At 52.7% G+C, this 19,752-nt stretch carries 15 protein-coding genes; 5 read left to right on the top strand and 10 right to left on the bottom strand.

Annotated elements, in window-relative coordinates; translation table 11 throughout:
• Positions 1 to 16: 16 nt before the first annotated feature.
• From JI735_RS10255 to JI735_RS10230, 6 genes are all read right to left on the bottom strand, one after another.
• Positions 17 to 262, bottom strand: a complete 246-nt coding sequence (locus JI735_RS10255; RefSeq protein WP_039838729.1) for a hypothetical protein — start codon at positions 260 to 262, stop codon at positions 17 to 19.
• A gap of 53 nt (positions 263 to 315) precedes the next feature.
• Positions 316 to 3,828, bottom strand: a complete 3,513-nt coding sequence (locus tag JI735_RS10250) for a carbohydrate-binding domain-containing protein (RefSeq protein ID WP_202677350.1) — start codon at positions 3,826 to 3,828, stop codon at positions 316 to 318.
• Between the two features lie 167 nt (positions 3,829 to 3,995).
• A complete protein-coding gene (locus JI735_RS10245) occupies positions 3,996 to 5,537 on the bottom strand; it encodes an ABC transporter substrate-binding protein (RefSeq protein ID WP_202677349.1) in 1,542 nt (513 codons plus the stop codon).
• Positions 5,538 to 5,593: 56 nt separating this feature from the next.
• The gene (locus JI735_RS10240; protein ID WP_039838733.1) at positions 5,594 to 6,496 is read right to left on the bottom strand and encodes a carbohydrate ABC transporter permease; all 903 of its coding nucleotides are present in this window, start codon (positions 6,494 to 6,496) and stop codon (positions 5,594 to 5,596) included.
• 12 nt (positions 6,497 to 6,508) lie between these two features.
• Positions 6,509 to 7,495, bottom strand: coding sequence for an ABC transporter permease (locus JI735_RS10235; protein WP_039838734.1), 987 nt, complete (start codon positions 7,493 to 7,495; stop codon positions 6,509 to 6,511).
• Positions 7,496 to 8,170: 675 nt separating this feature from the next.
• A complete protein-coding gene (locus tag JI735_RS10230; protein WP_039838735.1) occupies positions 8,171 to 9,643 on the bottom strand; it encodes an ABC transporter substrate-binding protein in 1,473 nt (490 codons plus the stop codon).
• A gap of 126 nt (positions 9,644 to 9,769) precedes the next feature.
• On the opposite strand from JI735_RS10230, the gene JI735_RS10225 reads away from it, so the two are divergent.
• The 4 genes from JI735_RS10225 to JI735_RS10210 all read left to right on the top strand — a co-directional run bounded on the left by JI735_RS10225 (position 9,770) and on the right by JI735_RS10210 (position 13,579).
• Positions 9,770 to 11,626: a cache domain-containing sensor histidine kinase gene (locus tag JI735_RS10225; protein WP_039838736.1), complete on the top strand. Its 1,857-nt coding sequence runs from the start codon at positions 9,770 to 9,772 to the stop codon at positions 11,624 to 11,626.
• Positions 11,601 to 12,314 carry a response regulator gene (locus tag JI735_RS10220; RefSeq protein WP_202677348.1) on the top strand — a complete coding sequence of 238 codons (714 nt, stop codon included), beginning with the start codon at positions 11,601 to 11,603 and terminating at the stop codon, positions 12,312 to 12,314. The genes JI735_RS10225 and JI735_RS10220 overlap by 26 nt, the downstream gene beginning before the upstream one ends.
• Complete coding sequence (locus JI735_RS10215; protein WP_202677347.1) at positions 12,257 to 13,219, top strand: helix-turn-helix domain-containing protein; 963 nt, start codon at positions 12,257 to 12,259, stop codon at positions 13,217 to 13,219. The genes JI735_RS10220 and JI735_RS10215 overlap by 58 nt, the downstream gene beginning before the upstream one ends.
• A 69-nt stretch (positions 13,220 to 13,288) precedes the next feature.
• Positions 13,289 to 13,579, top strand: a complete 291-nt coding sequence (locus JI735_RS10210) for an alpha/beta-type small acid-soluble spore protein (RefSeq protein WP_039838738.1) — start codon at positions 13,289 to 13,291, stop codon at positions 13,577 to 13,579.
• 27 nt (positions 13,580 to 13,606) lie between these two features.
• Here JI735_RS10210 and JI735_RS10205 read toward each other — a convergent pair whose 3' ends face one another.
• From JI735_RS10205 to JI735_RS10190, 4 genes are all read right to left on the bottom strand, one after another.
• Positions 13,607 to 14,416: a protein-glutamine gamma-glutamyltransferase gene (locus JI735_RS10205; RefSeq protein ID WP_233181298.1), complete on the bottom strand. Its 810-nt coding sequence runs from the start codon at positions 14,414 to 14,416 to the stop codon at positions 13,607 to 13,609.
• Complete coding sequence (locus JI735_RS10200) at positions 14,413 to 15,669, bottom strand: PucR family transcriptional regulator (RefSeq protein WP_039838740.1); 1,257 nt, start codon at positions 15,667 to 15,669, stop codon at positions 14,413 to 14,415. The genes JI735_RS10205 and JI735_RS10200 overlap by 4 nt, the downstream gene beginning before the upstream one ends.
• 220 nt (positions 15,670 to 15,889) lie before the next feature.
• Complete coding sequence (gene ald, locus JI735_RS10195) at positions 15,890 to 17,023, bottom strand: alanine dehydrogenase (RefSeq protein ID WP_039838741.1); 1,134 nt, start codon at positions 17,021 to 17,023, stop codon at positions 15,890 to 15,892.
• Between the two features lie 315 nt (positions 17,024 to 17,338).
• Positions 17,339 to 18,577: a Zn-dependent hydrolase gene (locus tag JI735_RS10190; protein ID WP_039838742.1), complete on the bottom strand. Its 1,239-nt coding sequence runs from the start codon at positions 18,575 to 18,577 to the stop codon at positions 17,339 to 17,341.
• A 282-nt stretch (positions 18,578 to 18,859) separates the two neighbouring features.
• Here JI735_RS10190 and JI735_RS10185 point away from each other — a divergent pair, with 282 nt between their 5' ends.
• Positions 18,860 to 19,735 (top strand): aldose 1-epimerase family protein, encoded by an 876-nt coding sequence (locus JI735_RS10185; protein ID WP_039838743.1) that lies wholly within the window; start codon positions 18,860 to 18,862, stop codon positions 19,733 to 19,735.
• Positions 19,736 to 19,752 lie beyond the last annotated feature (17 nt).

Below are 19,752 nucleotides of genomic sequence, written 5' to 3'. Positions count from 1 at the left end.
AGCTGCTCAGCTCCATCTATTGCAAAACGTACAGCAGATTTGCTGATTTCGTGTCTGAAATATCAATCTGCTGTATTTTGTGCAATAGAAATTCTGAAAACAGCCTTATCTCAGCTTCCCTGCCATATTCTGCTGCACAAAGTGCAATCAAATCCAATTCCAGCCCCCTGGGATCAAAATTCTGTTGCAGGAAATACATTAGAATGGTGAAACGCCGTCCGTTGACAGCGCCCTTATGTAAATCCCCGCCGCCGCACTTCACAAAGCAGGCGGCGGGATACTGCTGCAGACTATGCGCTCCAATCTCAAGCCCTGTTAGGGCAAGCCGATACTCAATGTCTCACTTAATTTGTTGTTCTCCTTGTTCATTTCCTCATACCGCCAGATATCGTTCACGAAGAAGCCGATGGTGAAATCGCCGATGGTGGGAACTGCCCACCTTGGCGTGCCTTGGGCGCTGCTGTTGGCGGTCAGGGTAATCTCTTCTCCCGGCTGGATCACGGTGTTGTTCGTATCCGTCCAGGAGACCACTCCGCCGTTGACGGAAAAAGCGCCGCCGGTTATTTGCCCAAGCCCCGTAGAGGTGTTCAGCGGCGTTGGACGCACTCCGATGTTTTTTACCTTGGCCCAGAAAATTAAGGAATCACCGAGCTGCGGAGTGGTGTGCGAAGATGGGGTGCCGTCGCTATTAACGATGTTCCAGCCGATATCTGTAACGGTCAGGTCCGGAAGCGGGGCGGGAAGTATGGGTTCATAGCTCTCGAACTCGAACCCATGGACCATCACCAGCCCGTCGGTCCCTCTGACCTCAATCCGGTGCAGGCCATACTCCAGACCGGTAAGCTCATAGACAATTTTGTTGTCTCCCTCCAGACCAGCCTGGGGAATAACTATCGTCTCCCTATACTGCCCGTCGACGTAGACATCGGCGCTGCCCATATCACTTTTGACATCTGATCTCCAGCGGACCCCGATGCCCTTGAAATTGAACACTGCCGTGGCGTCAGGCGCATAGGTCACGTGAGATACACCATTGGAAGCTGTCGTGAAGCCGGTATAGTCGATATAAGGATGATCGTGCTCCACGGTATACCAGGCCGAGACAGGAACATAAGCCCCTTCCTCAAGCTTGAAATAATCAAGATTTGCGCCGTTCCCGGCGGAGGTGAAGCTAATCATGTTATACCCCGGCTGAAGCGTAATGCCGTACTGTCTCGCGGTAAAGTTAGAGTTCCAGCTTCCGGTGGAAGGCAGGGTCACAGTTGTTTGTTTTACGCCGTTGATCAGAATATTTTTCTTCGATTCCTGATTGGAAGCGTATGCAATAGTTAACGTATAGCTTCCGCCGTTCTCCGAATAGAACCCTTGAACGGTCAAACCTCCGGCATGGGTCTGCTCCACCACTCTTCCCCCTGAAGCGATGCTGTAGTGGCCGATTTTGAGCGGCGCGGCAAAAGCGGTGGCTTCCGCCTCGAATTTGGCCGGGTCTCCGGGTACATGCGGCGTGATCGGCATCGGCAGGGTAGTTGCAGATACGGCTGTGCTTAAAGGCGAGATGTTGCCGGAATCATCCACAGCCTGAATCCTATAGCTGTATACAGTTTCAGGCGCTACAGTGTAGTCGTTATAAAAGGTAATCCGGCCCGGAATCGTCATTACCGGTTCTGTTCCACCGTCACGGTATACATTGTAAGTTACAACGCTGTCGTTGTCCGTTGCGGCATTCCAGGTTACTTTGACCTGCTCATGGCTCACCGCCACTGCTGCCGGACTGGTTGGAGCGGAGGGTGCCTCTGTCTCCAGCTCATCCAGAATATACTGGACGGTTTCGCCTGCGCCGAGGGTTACTGTAAGCGTAAGATCCGGCGTTGCCGTAAGCTGGACACTGGAGTGGGCGGCGGCATAGGTATCGCCGGGGCCAAACCGCTCTCCGGTATATTCGCCGCACTCCGGCATCTTGACCCGGACCTGCATCGTCACCGGACCGGTTTCAAAGTTCACAAAATTCAGCAGAATTTTATCTGCAGAAGCTCCTATAGCTGAGGTGCCCAGCGCCGAGGTGTCCACCGCCCGGAAATACGTTTTTTTCCCGTTCAGGTCCGATGGATTCAGAACCTCGTAGCTGAGCGGACGCCCATGGGTGGCGTATGCGGCGGCCAGCCTGCGGAACGTCTTCAGTCTAGTCTCGCCCGGTTCGTTGGTATTGGCTGCTACAGCCGCCGTATCCTCGAAGCGATGGGTATTCCAGTTGATGCCGGAATCGAACAAGCCGAATTCAGTGCCGTCATTGAAGAAGGCCGCATGCTGCATAATATGGTCGACATAGCCGATATTCCCGCGCAGCTCCCGGTCAAAAGCGGAAGCGAACCTGTGGGCATACGTACCATATTTCGTATTGTCGGAATGGTTGTCGTTGCTGCCAGTTTCACTCATCGCCATTTCTTTGCCGAAGCCCTCATCCGCTTCCCCGTACACCTGCAGATTCTCATACAGGCTGCCGCCCGGCAGCGGCTGTACGCCGGTTCCGCCATAGCTGTGTCCGTTCGTCACATCTGAAAGCGCTTCAATCTCTTCGCGCTGGGCAGCATCCCGCTCCCACCCGTCAGGAATTCCGTTATAGGGCCAATAGGCCCAGCCGGGTGCCACAATTTTGAGATAGGGCTGGTTGTTAGTCTGACGTTCCTGATCCATCAGCTCATGGATTGCCAGCACAGATTGCTGGGACCACCTGAACAAGCCAGGCTCGTTGCCCGATTCCGCGTACTGGTACAAATCCCCGAACTTACTGACAAACCCGGAGTAATAGCTCCTTAACGCCGTGCTGACCGTTCCACCCACCAGATCGGCATTGTTCTTCCAGTTGCCCCCGATGATATTCACCATTGGTTCCAGATTCAGATCACGCAGCGTCTCGAGATAGTTCCGGCCCTGCGGGTCCCAGCCTGCGCTCGTATCCGACCAGAAGGAGGCGCGCATCCAGTTGCCGCTGTAGGCGATGCCCATCCATTTGGTCATTGGCGCCAGATGGCGGATCGCATTTTCGTCATATCTGAAGGTTGCTGCAGCCAGCGTGGTTCCCAAATGCACATACCGTCCATGAATCGGCTCCTCCGCCTGTTCTTCGAGGGACTTCAGCTTGAAATAGTCCCACTCGAACCATAAATATTGGTCACCGTCATATCCTGGAGCTTGCGGGTCCGCATACAAGCCGCGGTCAACCACAAGTTCAAGTTCGTTTTGACCAGCCTGCAGTTGTTCTTTCGGGATATACAGCCTGTAGGTTTCCTTCCACGTATTCTCCAGGGCGGCTTCTCCGTTATTCAGACCTGTAATTTGAATGAGTCCGCTCATGAGGCTATTGGTGAATACGGCAAGCTGGGGAATCGCTGTGCTTGCGTCAATTACCTTGAAGCTGAATTCCACTCCATGCTCAGGAACTGCCGCTAAGTCAAAGGTAAGGTTCACCGTTCCATTGACATCGGCCTTCATTCCTTTGGAGACTGAATTCCAGCTGCCAGCGGGCAGAGGCAAGGTAAGATTGCTGTACACATTATTGTAAACTGTAAATTCGGCTGAGCTATTGTCCGCAGTCCCCACCTGCCATAGCAAGCCGGGCGGGTCATAGGTGGCGGTTGCAACCGTCCCGGGCAGCAGAGCTGCGGAAACCGGACGGGTAACCGGACCTTCGGTTTTTGCATGCTTTGAGGTCATTGAAATCTCCTGCTTGACTGCCGCTGTGCCCGGAGGATCAGCGGATACAATACGCCCGCCCGGCATCAGAACCGTCGTACATAACAGGGTAAGCAGTACAGCTGTTTTTTTAATCATTCGCACATTAACACCCTCTTCTATTAGAATAGAAACAGGGCCCCCAATTGCTAATTCGGCGAATAGGAATACCCGACGCCCAGGCAAGCGGCCGCAGCAAGCTGAAGTTAAGAATCAGGGGGTGGCCGAACTTTACCGGGAATCGGGTCTGCTAATCATTCAACATCTTATTTGGCGGCCAAAAACGCATCCATTTGTGACTGAATTTCGCTTATGACAGCATCCAGTCCAGCGGCCTTCAGCTTGCTGTTCATTTCCTTCAGGATGGGCTCAGGGTCTTTTTCCCCGGAATACAGGGTATTCTTATACTGCTTCGTAATGTTGATCAGCGCGCCGATCTGCGACTGCACCTTGGTCGAGTCAAACACAAAGCCGATCACCGGGGACACCTTGGAGTTTTTGTTCCAGTCGGTATAGAGCTGTACCCGTTTCGGGTCTTCGTCCTTGTTCAGATAGTTCAGCAGCACATTCCCGATCATCCAGGAGGATACCGAGTTATACCCGCTGTCCGGAATAAATTCAACCGTATTGTCGCCTACCTTTTTATAATGCTTGCCTTCAATGCCGAAGGTTAACAGGTTATACAGGACCGGATCGGTATGAATCAGGTTCATGAACATCATGGCCCGCTCAGGGTTTTTGGAGGTTCTGGAGATGGCGAGCATGGAGCCCTGCAGGCTTTTGGTGCTGACCTGTACCGGCAGAAGGGTTTTGATGACCATCGGCTTCTCGGCGAGACGGGTCCAGTCATTGGTAGAGGTTGGATTCATATTGCCGTAAGTGAACCAGGCTTTGCCGCTTTTTACCGCATCCTTCAGCTCGGTTTTGTCGGTAGCCCCGTTCTTGTTGATATAACCCGCTTTGTACCATTCGCGGATCAGTTTCAGCCGTGCCAGAATTTCCGGGGTGTCATATTCGTTAAAAACCTTCATCGTCTTATAATCGAGCAGTGTCGGAATTTCATTGCTGCCATCGAGGTCCTCGCTGTCCGGGTACACGGTGAACCAGTTCAGGCTGTCGGTATGATTCATGAACAGCGGTGTGATGGCCGGCTCCTTCTCTTTAATCGTCTTCAGCATTGGTTCAATATCCTCGAGCTTCTTGATGCTGTTCACATCGAACCCATACTTGTCGACAATTGCCTTATCAAAAGCAAACCCTACCGACTGGCCCAGCTCCTTCTCGGTTGGAACCGCATACAAATGTCCATTGACGGTAGCCGCCTGCAGGTAAGCCGGGTTAATCTGTGCCTTGGTCTCTTTGGCATAGGTGTCCAGCAGTTCCTCCAGCGGCAGATAAGCGCCTTTGGCGGCGTTGGTCATAAAGTTCCAGGTGTAGACCATGTCGAATACTTCGCCGGACTGGATCATCAGGTTCACTTTGTCTGCCGGTTTATCCCAGCTGAGCTGGTTGATCTTGATTGTGGCGTTAATCTTATCCTTCAGATATTCATTGATCGCCTGCTCGACGGAGGCCACATCCTTATCCGGTCCGCCGGGCAGATACAGCGACAGCTCCACCTGTTCCAGCTCATTCGTCTTTTCGGTGGCTACTGCCTTATCCGAAGCAGCCGGTGCAGCGGTGCTGTCGGCCTGCGTCCCCGTCGGGGCAACCTCATTATTGCTGTTGTTTCCGCCGCACCCGCTTAACGATAGTCCGATCAATAGCACAAGTGAAAGCAGTAGACCCGTTCCCTTTTTTCCCGCCATATCTTGTTTTCCTCCCCTAGATGAATCAATATATGCTAAACCGGTGGAATCCGAGGTTAGCCTTTAATAGAACCCAGCGTCAGGCCTTTGATAAAATACCGCTGAAAAAACGGATATGCCAGCACTATCGGACCAATGCCGATCAGCGCCATGGCCATGCGGATGGTTTCGCCCGGCAGTTTGGCCAGCTCAGTAGCCGAGCCCTGAATCAAAGCCCTGTTGCGGCTCAGGTAGTCCGCCTGGGAGATCATTTTGTACATCAGGTATTGCAGGGAATAAAGATCAGTATCCGTGATGAAGATCATGCTGTTGAACCAGTCGTTCCAGTAATGCAGGGTGTTGAACAAGCCAATCGTCGCAAATACCGGCAGCGACAACGGGAATACAATCCGGAAGAAGGTCCGCAGCTCACCGGCACCGTCAATTTTGGAGGCCTCAATCAGCGCAGGCGGCACACTCATCTGGAAATAGGTTTTCATAATCAGCACATTGAACGGGGACAGCAGCATCGGAACGATGAGGGCCCATATTGAGTTTTTGAGATCGAGTACCTGGGTGTAGACCATGTACCAGGGCACCAGCCCGCCGCCGAACAGCATCGTGAAAAAAATCAGGAAGGCAAAGAAGCCTCTGTACTTGAAATCAGCCCGCGAAATCGGATACGCATACAGGGAAGAGATAAATACGCTGAGCAGAGTGCCGGCAACGGTGACGAAGATAGACACGCCGTAGGCTTTTACAATGACAGTATAGTCTTTAAAAATATAGGCATATGCCTCCAGACTGAGCTTCTCCGGGATAAACTGATACCCGTTCAACACAATCGAATCGTAGTCGGTAATCGAAATCATGAACACCAGCACAATCGGCAGCAGGCAGGTGATCGACAGGATGATAAAAATAATATGGAGTATAATATTCGTCGGCCGGGATATTTCATTGTTGGTCACTGGTTCCATCCTCCTTTCTTTTTAGAAAACAGCCTGGTCCTTGTCGACCTTGCGCACGATCCAGTTCGAGCCGAGGACAAGGAAGAAGCCGACGATGGATTGGTATAGTCCGGCTGCGGCGGACATGCCAAGATTGCCCATGTTGATCAATGCGTTATAGACGTAGGTGTCAATGACGAGCGTTGTCGGATACAGTGCCCCGGAGTTCAGTGTAGTCTGGTAAAACAGTCCGAAGTCCGAGCGGAAAATGCCGCCGATGGCAAGAATGGTTGTGATGATGATGACCGGACGGATGAGCGGGATCGTAATATGGAGAATCTGCTTCCACTTGCTGGCTCCATCGATTAGCGCCGCTTCATAATACTCGCTGTCAATGCCGATAATTGCCGCAAGATAGATTACGCAGCCATACCCCACCCCTTTCCAGAGGTTGATCAGCGGCAGAATAAACGGCCAATATTTCGGCTCCGAGTACCAGTTCAGCTCATTCAGCCCGAACATCGCCAGGATTCCTTTGTTAATGAAACCGTATTCAACGTTTAGAAAAGCGAATACAAGATAGCTCACTACCACCATCGACAGGAAATACGGAAAGAACATAACGCTCTGATAAAATTTGGCGGCCAGCTTGTTTTTCAGCTCATTCAGGGCAATCGCGATGGACACGGCAATCACCAGATTGAGAATAATAAACACGAAATTGTACAGCACCGTGTTGCGGGTGATGATCCAGGCGTCCGAGGTAGCGAACAGAAATTTGAAATTATCCAGCCCCACCCACGGGCTTCCGAGAATCCCGTCGACATAGTTAATATTTTTGAAGGCAATGATGATCCCGAACATCGGCAGGTAGTTGTTAATGAGCAGGAAAACTACACCCGGCAGCAGCATCAGCAGCAGCACCTTGTGCCTCAGCAAATGCCGCAGCATGGAGCTTCTTTTCGGATGTAACCGCACTGGCAGATGCAGCCTGGTGTCCAGCGCGTTTCTTTTTTCATGAGTGATCATCGCCTACGCCTCCTGATTTCTTCAGCAGTCTCTCTCTTCCATGCTTTAAGTGTAGCCGGAGAACGGCAGATGCTAAATAAGGCCATCTATAATAAAAGTTCGATAATCTACAGAGTTTGGAGACTGCAGCTTTCAGGACCAAAGCGACCTCCGATGCTTGAACAACAGCATTTCTGCCGTTGTTTCCAGGCAAGCCACTTTTTAGCTCTTCAACAACGGCATTTCTGCCGTTATTTCCAGGCAAACCACTACTAAACCGGATAATTTGAGCCTCAAGCAACCCTTAGTGGGAAAAAGTACCACTAATAAGCCCATTTTTCCTCATCTACGCCAGATTTCCCGGAAATAAGTCTACTAATTCCCACTAAACCTCGCTGCAGAGCGATTTTTCTTAGAATAGTTTTACTTTTTCCACCTAATCCTCGCCTGCCCGGACGGTTCGACGATTCGACGATTGCAGTCCAGCGGTTTGACGGTTCAACGATTCACTGATTTAGCAGTTCAGCAGTTCAACAGACCGCTCACCGCTTAGAGTATTCGATTCCAAAGCAAAAAGACCGTTCCTAAACCGTACGGCCTTTAGAAACAGTCCTTTCCTTTAACTAATGCAACGGTTGTTCCCCCTCGCGGCCGCACCTTGCACGAATGGCAATGGTCCAGCCCTCTCCCCTGTTCTTATTCCTGCCCGGCGTTCAAGCGGCTCTTCAGGCTTTTGGCCTTCAGCGGGGAACGGGGATTGAAGTCCGGATAGATGTACTCTTCATGCTTGAACGAATATCCGGTTGCGGCGATGTCCAGCATCTGGTTCAGACGGTCACTTTCCGCACGGAGTCCTTCGCCTGCACCTACCCCGCCGGAAAGGATCTGCAGGTAGAGCTGCATCCGGGGCCGGTCTCCAGAGTCACGCGGCTCAACCGAAACGGTGTTCGGATCGTACTGATCCATAATCTGTGGAGAGAGCGGGTAAATAGATTCCTCTGCAGTAGGGTAAAACTCCTTAAAATGGCCCAGACCGGGAACCTGGCCCGGCAGGTCCGTGATGCCGTCTACCACAGGCAGCGCCAATGCCTGCTGGAACAGAATGTTCAGGAAGGCTTCCGACTGAAGGAACTTCCATACCTTCACTGCCGCTTCCTGATCCGGGGCACTGCTATTCACCGCCAGCGGCGAATGCGGAATCACCATGAGCGCCCCGCTGCCCCGGCTGGCTGAAGATGTCACGGGCGGCAAAGCCACGCCCCAGTCATCCTTTGGCATATATTCCTGCAATTTCACATAATCTTTGCTGGTTGCATACATCATACCGATGTTGCCGTCGGCAAATTGCCTGAGCGCACTGTCCCGCTTCAGCAGGGTCTCCCCGGGATACAGGCTGCTCTCGGCCTTCATGTCCAGCAGCAGCTGCAGCCAGGGAGCGTACACGCTGAGATCATAACGTCCGGTCCGGTAGTTATACAGATAGACCCCGCTGTACGTATTGGACATCTCCAGCCCCGTCTGCAAGCTGTCCTGGCTGTCTCCCGCTGCCAGCGCAAAGCCGTATTTATTCACGCCAACCCCGGCCCGGCTGATCCTGGCAGCAGCCTGCTTCACTTCCGCGAAGGTAACGGGGGGCTGCTCGGGGTCCAGACCGACACTGCGGAACAGCTGCTTGTTATAGATAAGCCGGACCGTCTCAATACTGGAGGGCATGAAGTAGACTCCTCCCTTGAACAGGGAACTGTGGGCATAATCCCGGGCCCACTCCGGAAATCTGTTCAGATCAGCGGGGCCTAAGTAGGAGTTCAAATTGGTCAGATACCCTTTGTTCACATAAGTAGCCAGCCAGCCGTTATCCACGCTGAACACATCCGGCCCCTGACCTGAAGTCATCAGCATGTTGAGCATGTCATTGTAAGTATCCGCAGACAGGTTGACCATTACAATTTCAATATGATCGGGATTGCTTTCGTTGAATTGCCGGATCGCGTTTTTTACCTCCAGGTTCTCCGTCCAGTCGTTTAGCGCAATCCGGACCTGAATCTTGGGGGCAGCCTTAGGTACCGGTTCCGGACTAAACTCCACCAGCAGCGGACGGTCATAAGCCAGGGCATACACAATAAGCCCGCATAGACTCAGGCCAATGATATAGAATAGCAGCCGTTTCATCCTTCACCTCCTGCGTTGACAGCGTGGCGCACCCGTTTTACAATGTATACCATCTATTGATTGATATTTTCCATTAATCCCTAGTAAATGGCAAGCGAATTATCCGCAGAACTGAGGGGGGTTCAGATGAAGAAATTATTTGATACTCTGTCCAAAACCCTCTTCCTGTACAACTTCAGTATTCGCAGCAGGCTTATCCTCTACTTCCTCTTTCTCGTCCTTTTGCCAACCACAATCATCTCCGTAACGGTATATAACAAATCAGCCGATATTATCACCCGCAATGTCCATACATCGATCGAAAACAACCTGAACCTGGTTCAGGACAATCTGGCCCAGCGCTTTGCCGCTGCGGATAACGCCATGATCTCGCTGTATCTCAATACAGAGTTCGCTGACCTGATCTCCTCCAACCGTCCGACGGACAGTACAGGAATCATCAATGAACTGGCCGCGCTGAACAAGATTCTGGAGACCTTCTCCGGCAGCGGAACAGCGGGCGGCAGCTTTGTCCCTATGCTATATATGCTGAACCGCCCGGAATATACACAGTATAATTTCTCCAGACGGGTGTTCAATATCGATCTGATTTCACTGAAGCCGTGGTACCTCGGCATTCCGGCTAGATCCGATTTCACCGTGGTCGGACTCAGTTCCCTGGACGCCAGGTTCACCCTTAAATTTGCGAAGCGCCTGTTCGGCATCCGCCATGCCCAGCTTCCCTATGTCGGGCTGCTGACCATCGATATTCCAGTGACGGAGTTCGATAATCTGCTGGACCATTACAAGCCCACGGCGGGCAGCCGGATTTATATCGCCGACCAGACCGGGACGATTGCAATCAGCCCGGACGCAGCACTTATTGGACAGAATATCAGCACACAGGACTATTACAGCCAAATGAAGACCGCTGAAGGCGGCGGCGGTACCTTCCATTCCTTCCGCCAGGTGATCCAGGGGGACAACATGCTGGTCTCCTACATCAAAATACCTGAAACGGGCTGGACGATCCTCTCTTTCTCACCTGTTAAAGAGCTTAATGGAGAACTGGCTTCATTCCAGCGTGTCATGTATATCGCCATCAGCATCTGTATGCTCATCTCGCTTATGATGGCCCTGCTGCTGTCGGAAAATATCTCGGCCCCCATCCGCAAATTCATCCAGTCGATGTCCCATGCCGAAAGCGGGAACTTCAACATTATTATCCGCTACCGGCGCAAGGACGAATTCTCCTATTTGTTCAACCGCTATAATAAGCTGCTCCAGCAGATCAAAGCACTCATCGACAAACTCTATGTTACGGAGCTGCGCAAAAAAGAAGCCGAGCTCAAAACACTTCAAGCCCAGATCAATCCGCATTTCCTCTATAACACACTGGATTCGATCAACTGGATTGCGATCAATCATGACATTCCCGAGATCAGCAATATGGTTACCTCGCTGTCCGATTTCTTCCGGTACAGCCTGAGCAAAGGCCGGAATATCATCCCGCTGCGCGATGAACTGCGGCAGGTGGACAGCTACCTGCAAATTCAGCAGTTCCGCTTCCAGGATAAGCTGGAATACGAGCTGGAGGAGACAGACCCCAAGGTGCTGGAGGAATGCCTGGTGGTCAAGCTCAGTCTTCAGCCGCTGGTGGAGAATGCCATTATCCACGGAATACAGAAGCGGCGGGGCAAGGGCAAAATCCGAATCCGCGTGAAGCGGTCCCAGGATATCCTCTCTGTGTCGGTGTTTGACGATGGAGTGGGTGCAGATCCGGAGCGGCTGAACCAGCTGCTGACCGATAAGCAGCCAGGCAATGAGTCTTACGGCATACGCAATGTGCATACCAGAATCCAGCAATTTTTTGGCGAGGCCTATGGCATCCGTTATTATGCCAATGCCGAAGACCAGCGCGGCCTCTTGGCCGTGGTCCGGTTTCCGGTCGTGACTACATGGAACGAGGTGATGGAAGATGCTGACGATGATCGTGGCCGATGATGAGCCGTTTATCCGCAGAAGTCTGATCCAGGTGTTCAACTGGCAGGAGGAGTTCGGCATCGAGATTATTGGAGAAGCCTCGGACGGACAGGAGGCCTATGAATTATGTATGGAGCTGCAGCCGGACATTCTTTTTACGGATATTATGATGCCCATGCTGGGGGGCCTGGAAGTGGCCGAGAAGCTGAAGGCCGGGCAATGCCGGACCCGCATCATTATTATCAGCGGAGCCCAGGATTTCTCCTACGCTCAAAGTGCGCTGAAGGTGAATGCCGAGGGGTATATACTGAAGCCCGTCAAATTGCCCGAATTACGGGAGGTCTTTCAGGAAGTCGTCTCCCGGCTCCGCGGGGAGAAAGACCAGCAGATGAATGTGGAACAGCTGCGCAGGCAAGTGCAGACCCATATGCCGCTGATCCGCGAGAAATTTCTTCAGAACTGGGCTGCAGGGCTGTACCGGGATGAAGGGGAGCTGTGGGAGAAGATCGGCTATTTCCAGCTTCCCTTCAAGCCAGGAGATGTCCTGACGGCAGGCGTGCTGCAGTTGGATGATTATCAGAGCGCGGTCGACAAATTTTCGGAGGATGATAAGCAGCTGCTGTATTTTTCCATTCAGAATATCATCAGCGAATGTCTGGAGCACCCGCCCGGGGAGTCTCTTTTGCCGCCAGTGAAAATGAGTTTATGATCATCTTCGGCCCGGACGAGGGCGTTTCCCCCGGCGGCGGCACCATCACAGGCTTCTGTGAAAAGATCATCGGCAGCATTCACAAGTATCTGCGGCTGGATGCTTCCATTGGGGTCGGCAGAGCCTGCACCCGCGTAAGCGAACTGGAGGACTCTTATAAAGATGCGCTGGCTGCGCTGGTGCATACCTTTTATACCGGCAGCCGCTCCATTCTTCACATCAGGGATATCCAGCCCGGTACGGAGACCCTGCAAAGCGCCTTTTTTTACAAATTCCATGCCCGGCTGATGAATGAGCTGAAGGCAGGGCATACCGGGCAGGTGATGGAACTTCTGGAGAAGCTGTTCGACCGGCTGGCCGCCCCCAAGCTGCAAATTGATTATGTGCAGAGCATCTGTGCCGAGATGATTTTCACCTCTGCAAGAGCCCTCTATGAGCTGGATGAGGATATTGAACTGGTGCTGCAGGACCGGCTGACGATTATGGATACACTTTACAGGCATAAGAATTTATCCGGGCTGAAGACTTATGTGCTTTCTCTTTTTTATGATCTTAGCGCCTATATGGCCGGCAAAAACAGCTCCAGGAACAGCAAAACCATCAACAGAATCAGAGCTATTGTCCAGGAAGGCTACGCCCAAGAGCTGTCCATTGCCCGGATCGCCGAGGAGGTTTTTTTGACTCCCAACTACATCAGCCTTATTTTCAAAAAAGAAACCGGCGAAACGCTGACGGACTACATCACCAGAATCCGCATCGACAAGGCCAAGGAGCTGCTCAGCACCACGGATCTTAAGGTCATGGAAATCTCTGAGCTTGTCGGTTACGAGAACCCTCATTATTTCAGCACTGTTTTCAAAAAGTCCGTCGGTGTGCATCCGCTCAAATACCGGTCGGGCAAGTAGCAGACCAGAAGAATGAACCCTTGCACTTCCGGGCAAGTTAAGGCAAAGACAGCAAGGGAGTGAGTCCGCATGGCGAGAAGAAGCAGAAGATATGCAGTGCCAGGGGTAGCGCAGGGAATGCAGACACTTAAGGCCAATGTAATGAAAAATGAAGGCTACAGGGTTGATCCGGACCGGCCGGATGACGTCAAATATGAAGTGGCCAAGGAGCTTGGCATCCCTCTGCAGCCAGGCAACAACGGGGCGCTGACCACAGAATCGGCAGGCCAGGTCGGCGGTAAAATCGGCGGTTCCATGGTCCGGGAAATGATCCGCCTGGCCCAGGAGCAGCTGGCGAATACAGAGCAGCAGTCCAGATAATTCAGGGCGGAGCCAACGCTCCGTCTCCTATTTGATGACGTAGGATTTAACCCCGATTCTGGAGAAAATCTTATTCCTTCCATCATCGTTTCTCTTCAGAGGCACGGCAGACCGGCTGGCCAGAGTCTGTATATAAGCAAAATCCGGGTGCAGCGCTTCATCCGTAAGATAGGCTGATGTCCGGCTGCCCGGAACTCTTTCACGGTTAAGCGATGCAATCATGGCGTTTGCACTTTTGATCCCCAGCCCGTGCCCATAATAGCTGTCATTGCCGAGCATTACCGCATTTTCACCCTGCCATTCCGGCTTATCCGGGTCATGGTCAGGGTTTTTGAAGTATACGACGTCTCCGGGCTCCATTTCCGAGGGATCAAACGTAGTGATCATCCGCAGGTTGCTGTCATAGTTCCAGTCCCACAGGAACAGATCGGTGAAATGCCGGTTAAACGCATCCTCCCCAATCATATCAATCGTTGCCTTGTAGAAAATCATGACCATCGCCATGGCACATTCGAAAGCATACAGCCGCCCATTTACAAAAATATCGTTAATTGCTGCCGAAGGGGTGACGTCGCTCCGCTGCTGGAACCCTCCATTCGCGGTGCGAATCCAATATTTCGGGTTGCAGCGTGAATCTTTAAATGTGGAAAAATCCGTGCCCCCAACACTCATCGCCTTGGCTGTTTCAATGATCCGTTCCCTCATACTCCGTTCGAATCCCGAGTCAGGACTCCCATATCCATAGGCCACTATCCATTTCCCCTTTCTTGTCACAATAGATAGGTTATTGTACGTGTCGGGCCTCCGGTTGGTGCGCAGCAGTTTGGGTACAGTCATTTTCCTTCCTGAAACCAGCCGTTGAGCTGGGCGGTCTCCTCCGTCAGAATATCCAGATAGACCGAGGTGCGGTAATCGGTTTCCTTGAGGCTCCGGCCCGTAATCTCAGCAATCCGGTTCAGCCGGTACATCAAAGTGTTGGTGTGGATATGCAGAAAGGCCGCAGCTTCCTTGAGATTGCCGTTCAGCGTCAGATACACAGCGATGGTTTTGAGAAAATCGCTTTTATGCTCGCGGTCATGCGCTTTCAGCGGATAGAGCAGCCGGCTTTTGCGCGTCCGGCTCCGCTTCTGCTCCATTATAGCCGGAATGTACGCCCAAAAACCGATTTCCTCATACAGCAGCAGGTGGCGGGCATGATAGGGCAGCAGTTTTTTGACCTCCAGGATGGTCAGAGCTTCCCGGTATGCAGCGGCAGCAGAGAGGTATTCCCGGTAGCCGGGACTGCAGCCCGCCGTCAGAACACAGCTTTCGCTTTGGCCAAGCTCTTGAATCAGCTTGTGTACGAACGAAGACAGCAGCTCCGGCTCCTCCACCGGGAACACAAAGGAGAACAGGAGAATCAGCCGGTTATGCTCGGCGGTCAGAAACAGCAGCCGCTGGTTGGCATCCGTTTCCGCCAGCTGGCGGAAACGCTGTATGAAACGTTCGTCGATGGTCTTGTCACTCTCCAGCACCCCGATATAATAGCTCTCCGGCAAAAGGATCGAGAAGCCTTCAGCCTCCTGGCGGATACGCGGCTCCGTTTCGTAGTGGGAGGTCAGCAGCTTCCAGAAAAAATCCTCATGCGCCTTCTCCTGCCTGATCTTCCAGCCGCGCTGCTTCAGCAGGTAGCGGCCGGCAATCCCGGCAGCCTTCTCGACCACGCGCTCGGCATGTCCCTCGGCCAGATTGCCTCTGTCCACGACCCAGATATAGCCGAGGATCTCCTGATGATGCCGGATGCACATCGCCAGCCTTGGACCCAGCCCCACTTCCATGACCGCCGGGATGCGGATGGGATGCGCGGTGTTCTCAAGCTGGTGCATCACACCTTTTTTGCGCAGGCCGATGATGACCGTGTTCGGCACCCGTTTGCCGATAATGGTGGAGATGCGCGCAGGATCGCTCTCGAACTGATGAGAGCTGTATCCGATCACGTGATGATTGCTGTCCTCAATCGTCACCTGCGACTGCAGCGACTCGCTGAGGGTATCCGCCAGGGATTCCATACTGTCAAAAAAACGATCAAATGATGGCTCAGAATCTGTCATTGTCCCCACCCCAACCTGAAAATAGCCGAAATGTTGTACTACTCGTACTATAAGTGATTTCATTATATCCCGCAGCATGGCGGCTGACTATAGGGTGGCGTGTTAGAGGAAGGTTATGACGTCTAATACAAAAAAACAGCCCGGCTGATCGCTCCCGGACTGCTGCAATTATTGTTCCCCTCTGTTCTCTCTGCTTCTGTCTGTGGCCGGCTCGCTTGCTCTAGATCAGGGTGAAGCCCTGCTCTAATGCTTGCTCTACTGTGTAGTACTCTTCCCCAAGAGCCTCTGCCACGGCCCGGCAGGTGATTCTGCCATTGGCTACGTTGACGCCGCTCTTCAGGCCGGCATTGTCTTCAATCGCCTTGAACACGCCCTTATTGGCAATTTGCAGCGCATAAGGTACCGTAACGTTGGTTAGAGCCATGGTCGAGGTCTTCGCTACAGCGCCCGGCATGTTGGCTACCGAGTAATGCAGTACGCCATATTTCTCGAAGACAGGATGGTCATGTGTGGTTACCCGGTCGATGGTTTCCACAATGCCGCCTTGGTCAATCGCTACGTCAACAATAACCGAGCCCGGCTTCATTGTCTTGACCATCTCTTCAGTAACCAGCTTCGGCGCTTTCGCACCGGGGATCAGCACTGCGCCTACCAGCAGATCCGCTTCGGCCACAGCCCTGGCAATGTTGTAAGGATTGGAGATCAGCGTGCTAATCTGTGCGCCAAAAATATCATCCAGCTGGCGGAGTCTGTCCGCGCTGAGATCAACAATCGTCACTTCGGCACCCAATCCGATCGCCATCTTGGCTGCGTTCGTGCCGACTACGCCGCCGCCGATAATGCTGACCTTGCCTCTGCTGACGCCGGGAACACCGGAGAGCAGGATGCCCTGGCCGCCGTAGTTCTTCTGCAGGAACTGGGCGCCGAGCTGCACGGACATCCGTCCTGCCACTTCACTCATGGGTGTGAGCAGCGGGAGTGTCCGTCCGTCCACAACCGTTTCATATCCGATGGCGAAGACGCCGTTGTCCTTCAGTGCGGAAGCCAGCGTTGGCTCCGGTGCCAGGTGCAGGTAGGTGAAGAGGATCAGTCCCGGACGAAAGTAGCTGTATTCGCTTTCCAGCGGCTCTTTGACCTTCATGACCATCTCAGCGGCAGCCCATACCGCAGAGGCTTCAGTGATCAGCTCAGCACCGGCTGCAGCATACTCTTCATTCAGGAATCCGCTGCCCGTTCCGGCTCCGGCTTCCACCAGCACTTGATGTCCATCGGCTACCAGACTTACGACTCCTGCAGGTGTAATGGCGACACGGTTTTCATTATTTTTAATTTCCTTGGGTACTCCAATAATCATGGCTCATCGCTCCTGTCTAATGCGTTTGTCCTTATGTAAAGAATGATAACACATGAATTCCTTTTTCATTTTGGGTAAAAAGAAAAATTTTATCTGCCATGATTGTGTTTTAACACAATGGAGGGTGTGAAAACCCTATGCAACCCTATGTGTAACCGCTCACCCGGCAGGGGGATCTGACAAACCATCATCAAACCAACAAAAAGACACCGTCTCCGGTGTCCTTTTCAGCGGGATCTTACATAACATATGTTAAAATCAACTTCTATATTCACAGGTATAATTCCCCATACACTCAAGGATTAATGTTATGTTTCATGACTTATATTGCTTGGCTAATATACTAAGTACCGTTTCCAGGACAACATTAACCCCCTGCTCGCATTCCTCATCTGAGGTCAGCTCTTCCTCGCAGTGGCTTTTGCCGTTGGCGCTGGGTACAAAGATCATGGCCGATGGCAGAAAACCAGCCACAAACTGGGCGTCATGCCCCGCTCCGCTGGCCATTTTTTTGCTGCTGTAGCCCAGTGCCGAAACCGCCTGTTCCACCAATGCGCAGATTGCGGGATCAAACCACACCGTGTCCCGGCCCCACAGCCTGGTCTTTGCGACGGTACAGCCCAGCATCTCTTCAGGCAGGCCATTTATGATCTCTTCCACCGTGCGCACAATGTCCATATCCTTATGTCTGGCTTCAACAGTGAAAATCACCTTATTCGGGATTACCGTATGAATGTTAGGCAGCACGTTCATGCGGCCCATCGTGAAGACCAGCTCCGAATCCAGCACGCCCAGCTTGCTGCGCAGCTCCGCAATCAGTTCGGTCGCGGCAAAAAGGGCATCCTTCCGCATATCCATCGGCGTCGTTCCGGCGTGGTCTGATTCGCCCGTCACCTCAAGCTCATAGCAGGCCATGCCCACGACGCAATCGACCAGGCCGATGGAGAGGTTTTCTTTTTCCAGCACAGGTCCCTGTTCGATATGCAGCTCCAGATAGGCCGTTGCTTCCTTGATCCGGTTCGCAGCATCCCCCGCATACCCGCTCGCTTCCAGCGCTTCCGCAAAGGTCGTCCCTTCCGGGTCCTTCTTCTTCAGCATCTCTGCCCTGTCGAACTTGCCGGACAACACGCCGGAGGCCATCATTGAAGGCTCGAACCGCGCGCCTTCCTCATTCGTAAAGTTCATCACCGTCACCGGCAGCCGGGGCTTGATGCCATAGTCAACCAGGGTGCGCACCACTTCCAGTCCGGCAATGACTCCAAGCACCCCATCGAAGCGGCCACCCTTTCGGACTGTGTCCAAATGCGAGCCAATCACCACAGGCGGCCCCGCTTCCGTTCCTTCGAGTGTGGCATACATCGTTCCCATGTCATCGACTTTTACCGACATCCCCAGCTCTTCACAACACGCAGCGAAATAATTCCGCACCTTCACATCCTGCTCGGACAGCGACAGCCGGGTTACCCCATTGTTTTCCGTACGCCCAAAACCGGCAAAGGCCTCAATCGTATCCTTCAATCTCCCGCCGTTCACGAATATTTGCTTAACCTGCATGGCCCTATCCCTCCGTTTCGAACGCTCGCTACCGCTCCTACAGTTCCAAACTTCCCCTCCGTCACTCTCACCCATCCGCCCGCTTTAAGTTCGTTTTATATAGAGCTCACTGCTTTCTATATATGTTATACCAATCCCGGGGATTTTCATTTTACACTCTGTAATAATTATTTTTGGGAATTGTTCACGGTATGTTACAACGGTTCCGCTGAAGTCTGTTAGAATATGAGCTGTCAGCAAGGAAAACGGGCTGGCTATATATTGTGAAAGGGGAGTTGTCTTATGAACACGATTTTGCGCAGCGGCTCAGCCCGGGCTGAGATCAGCAGCCTCGGAGCGGAGCTTGTCAGCTTCACCAAAAACGATACTGGCACCGAATATATCTGGAGCGGGGACGCCGCCTATTGGACAGGCCGTTCGCCGGTGCTGTTCCCGATTATTGGCGCTGTCCGAAACGGCGAGATCAAGGTTGACGGACAAACGTATAAGCTTGCCAATCACGGCTTCGCCAGACGCAGCGAATTTACAGTAGCCGAAGCGGACGAGTCCCGTGCGGTCTTCCTGCTCACCAGCAGCGGGCATACCCTGTCCAGCTATCCGTTCCAATTCAACCTGTATATTACATACACGCTGAATGAAAGCACCCTTAAGCTGGAATACCGGGTGGAGAACACCGATGGACAGAACATCTTCTTTCAGCTTGGCACACACCCTGCCTTCAACTGCCCGCTGGATGAGAACGGAAGCTTCAGCGATTATGTACTTGAGTTCTCCGAGAACGAAACGCTGGATCGGGAATTCCTGAATAGTGCCGGACTGCGGATCAGCGGCCGGTCGGAGGCAGTGCTGAGCGGTGAGCGCATTCTTCCGTTAACCCATGAAATGTTCAAGGACGACGCGCTGGTCTTCCAGAATGTAGCCTCCCGGACGATCACACTGAAAAGCAAGCTCACCGAAAAAAGCGTCGCCGTATCCTTCGAAGGCTTCCCCGATCTCGGCATCTGGCAGAAGCCGAATGCGCCTTTTTTGTGCATCGAACCTTGGCAGGGATTTGCAGACAGCGATAGATTCCAGGGTGAGCTTCCGGAAAAAGAAGGTATTGTCTCCCTGGCGCCAGGGGATAATTTCACCAGCTCCTTGACTATAAAAATTGATTAACGGGCGCACCCGCCACC

The organism is Paenibacillus sonchi, from assembly GCF_016772475.1.
In the GTDB taxonomy this organism is placed as follows: Bacteria; Bacillota; Bacilli; order Paenibacillales; family Paenibacillaceae; genus Paenibacillus_AQ; species Paenibacillus_AQ sonchi.
This window is presented reverse-complemented; position numbering and strand designations above follow the sequence as displayed.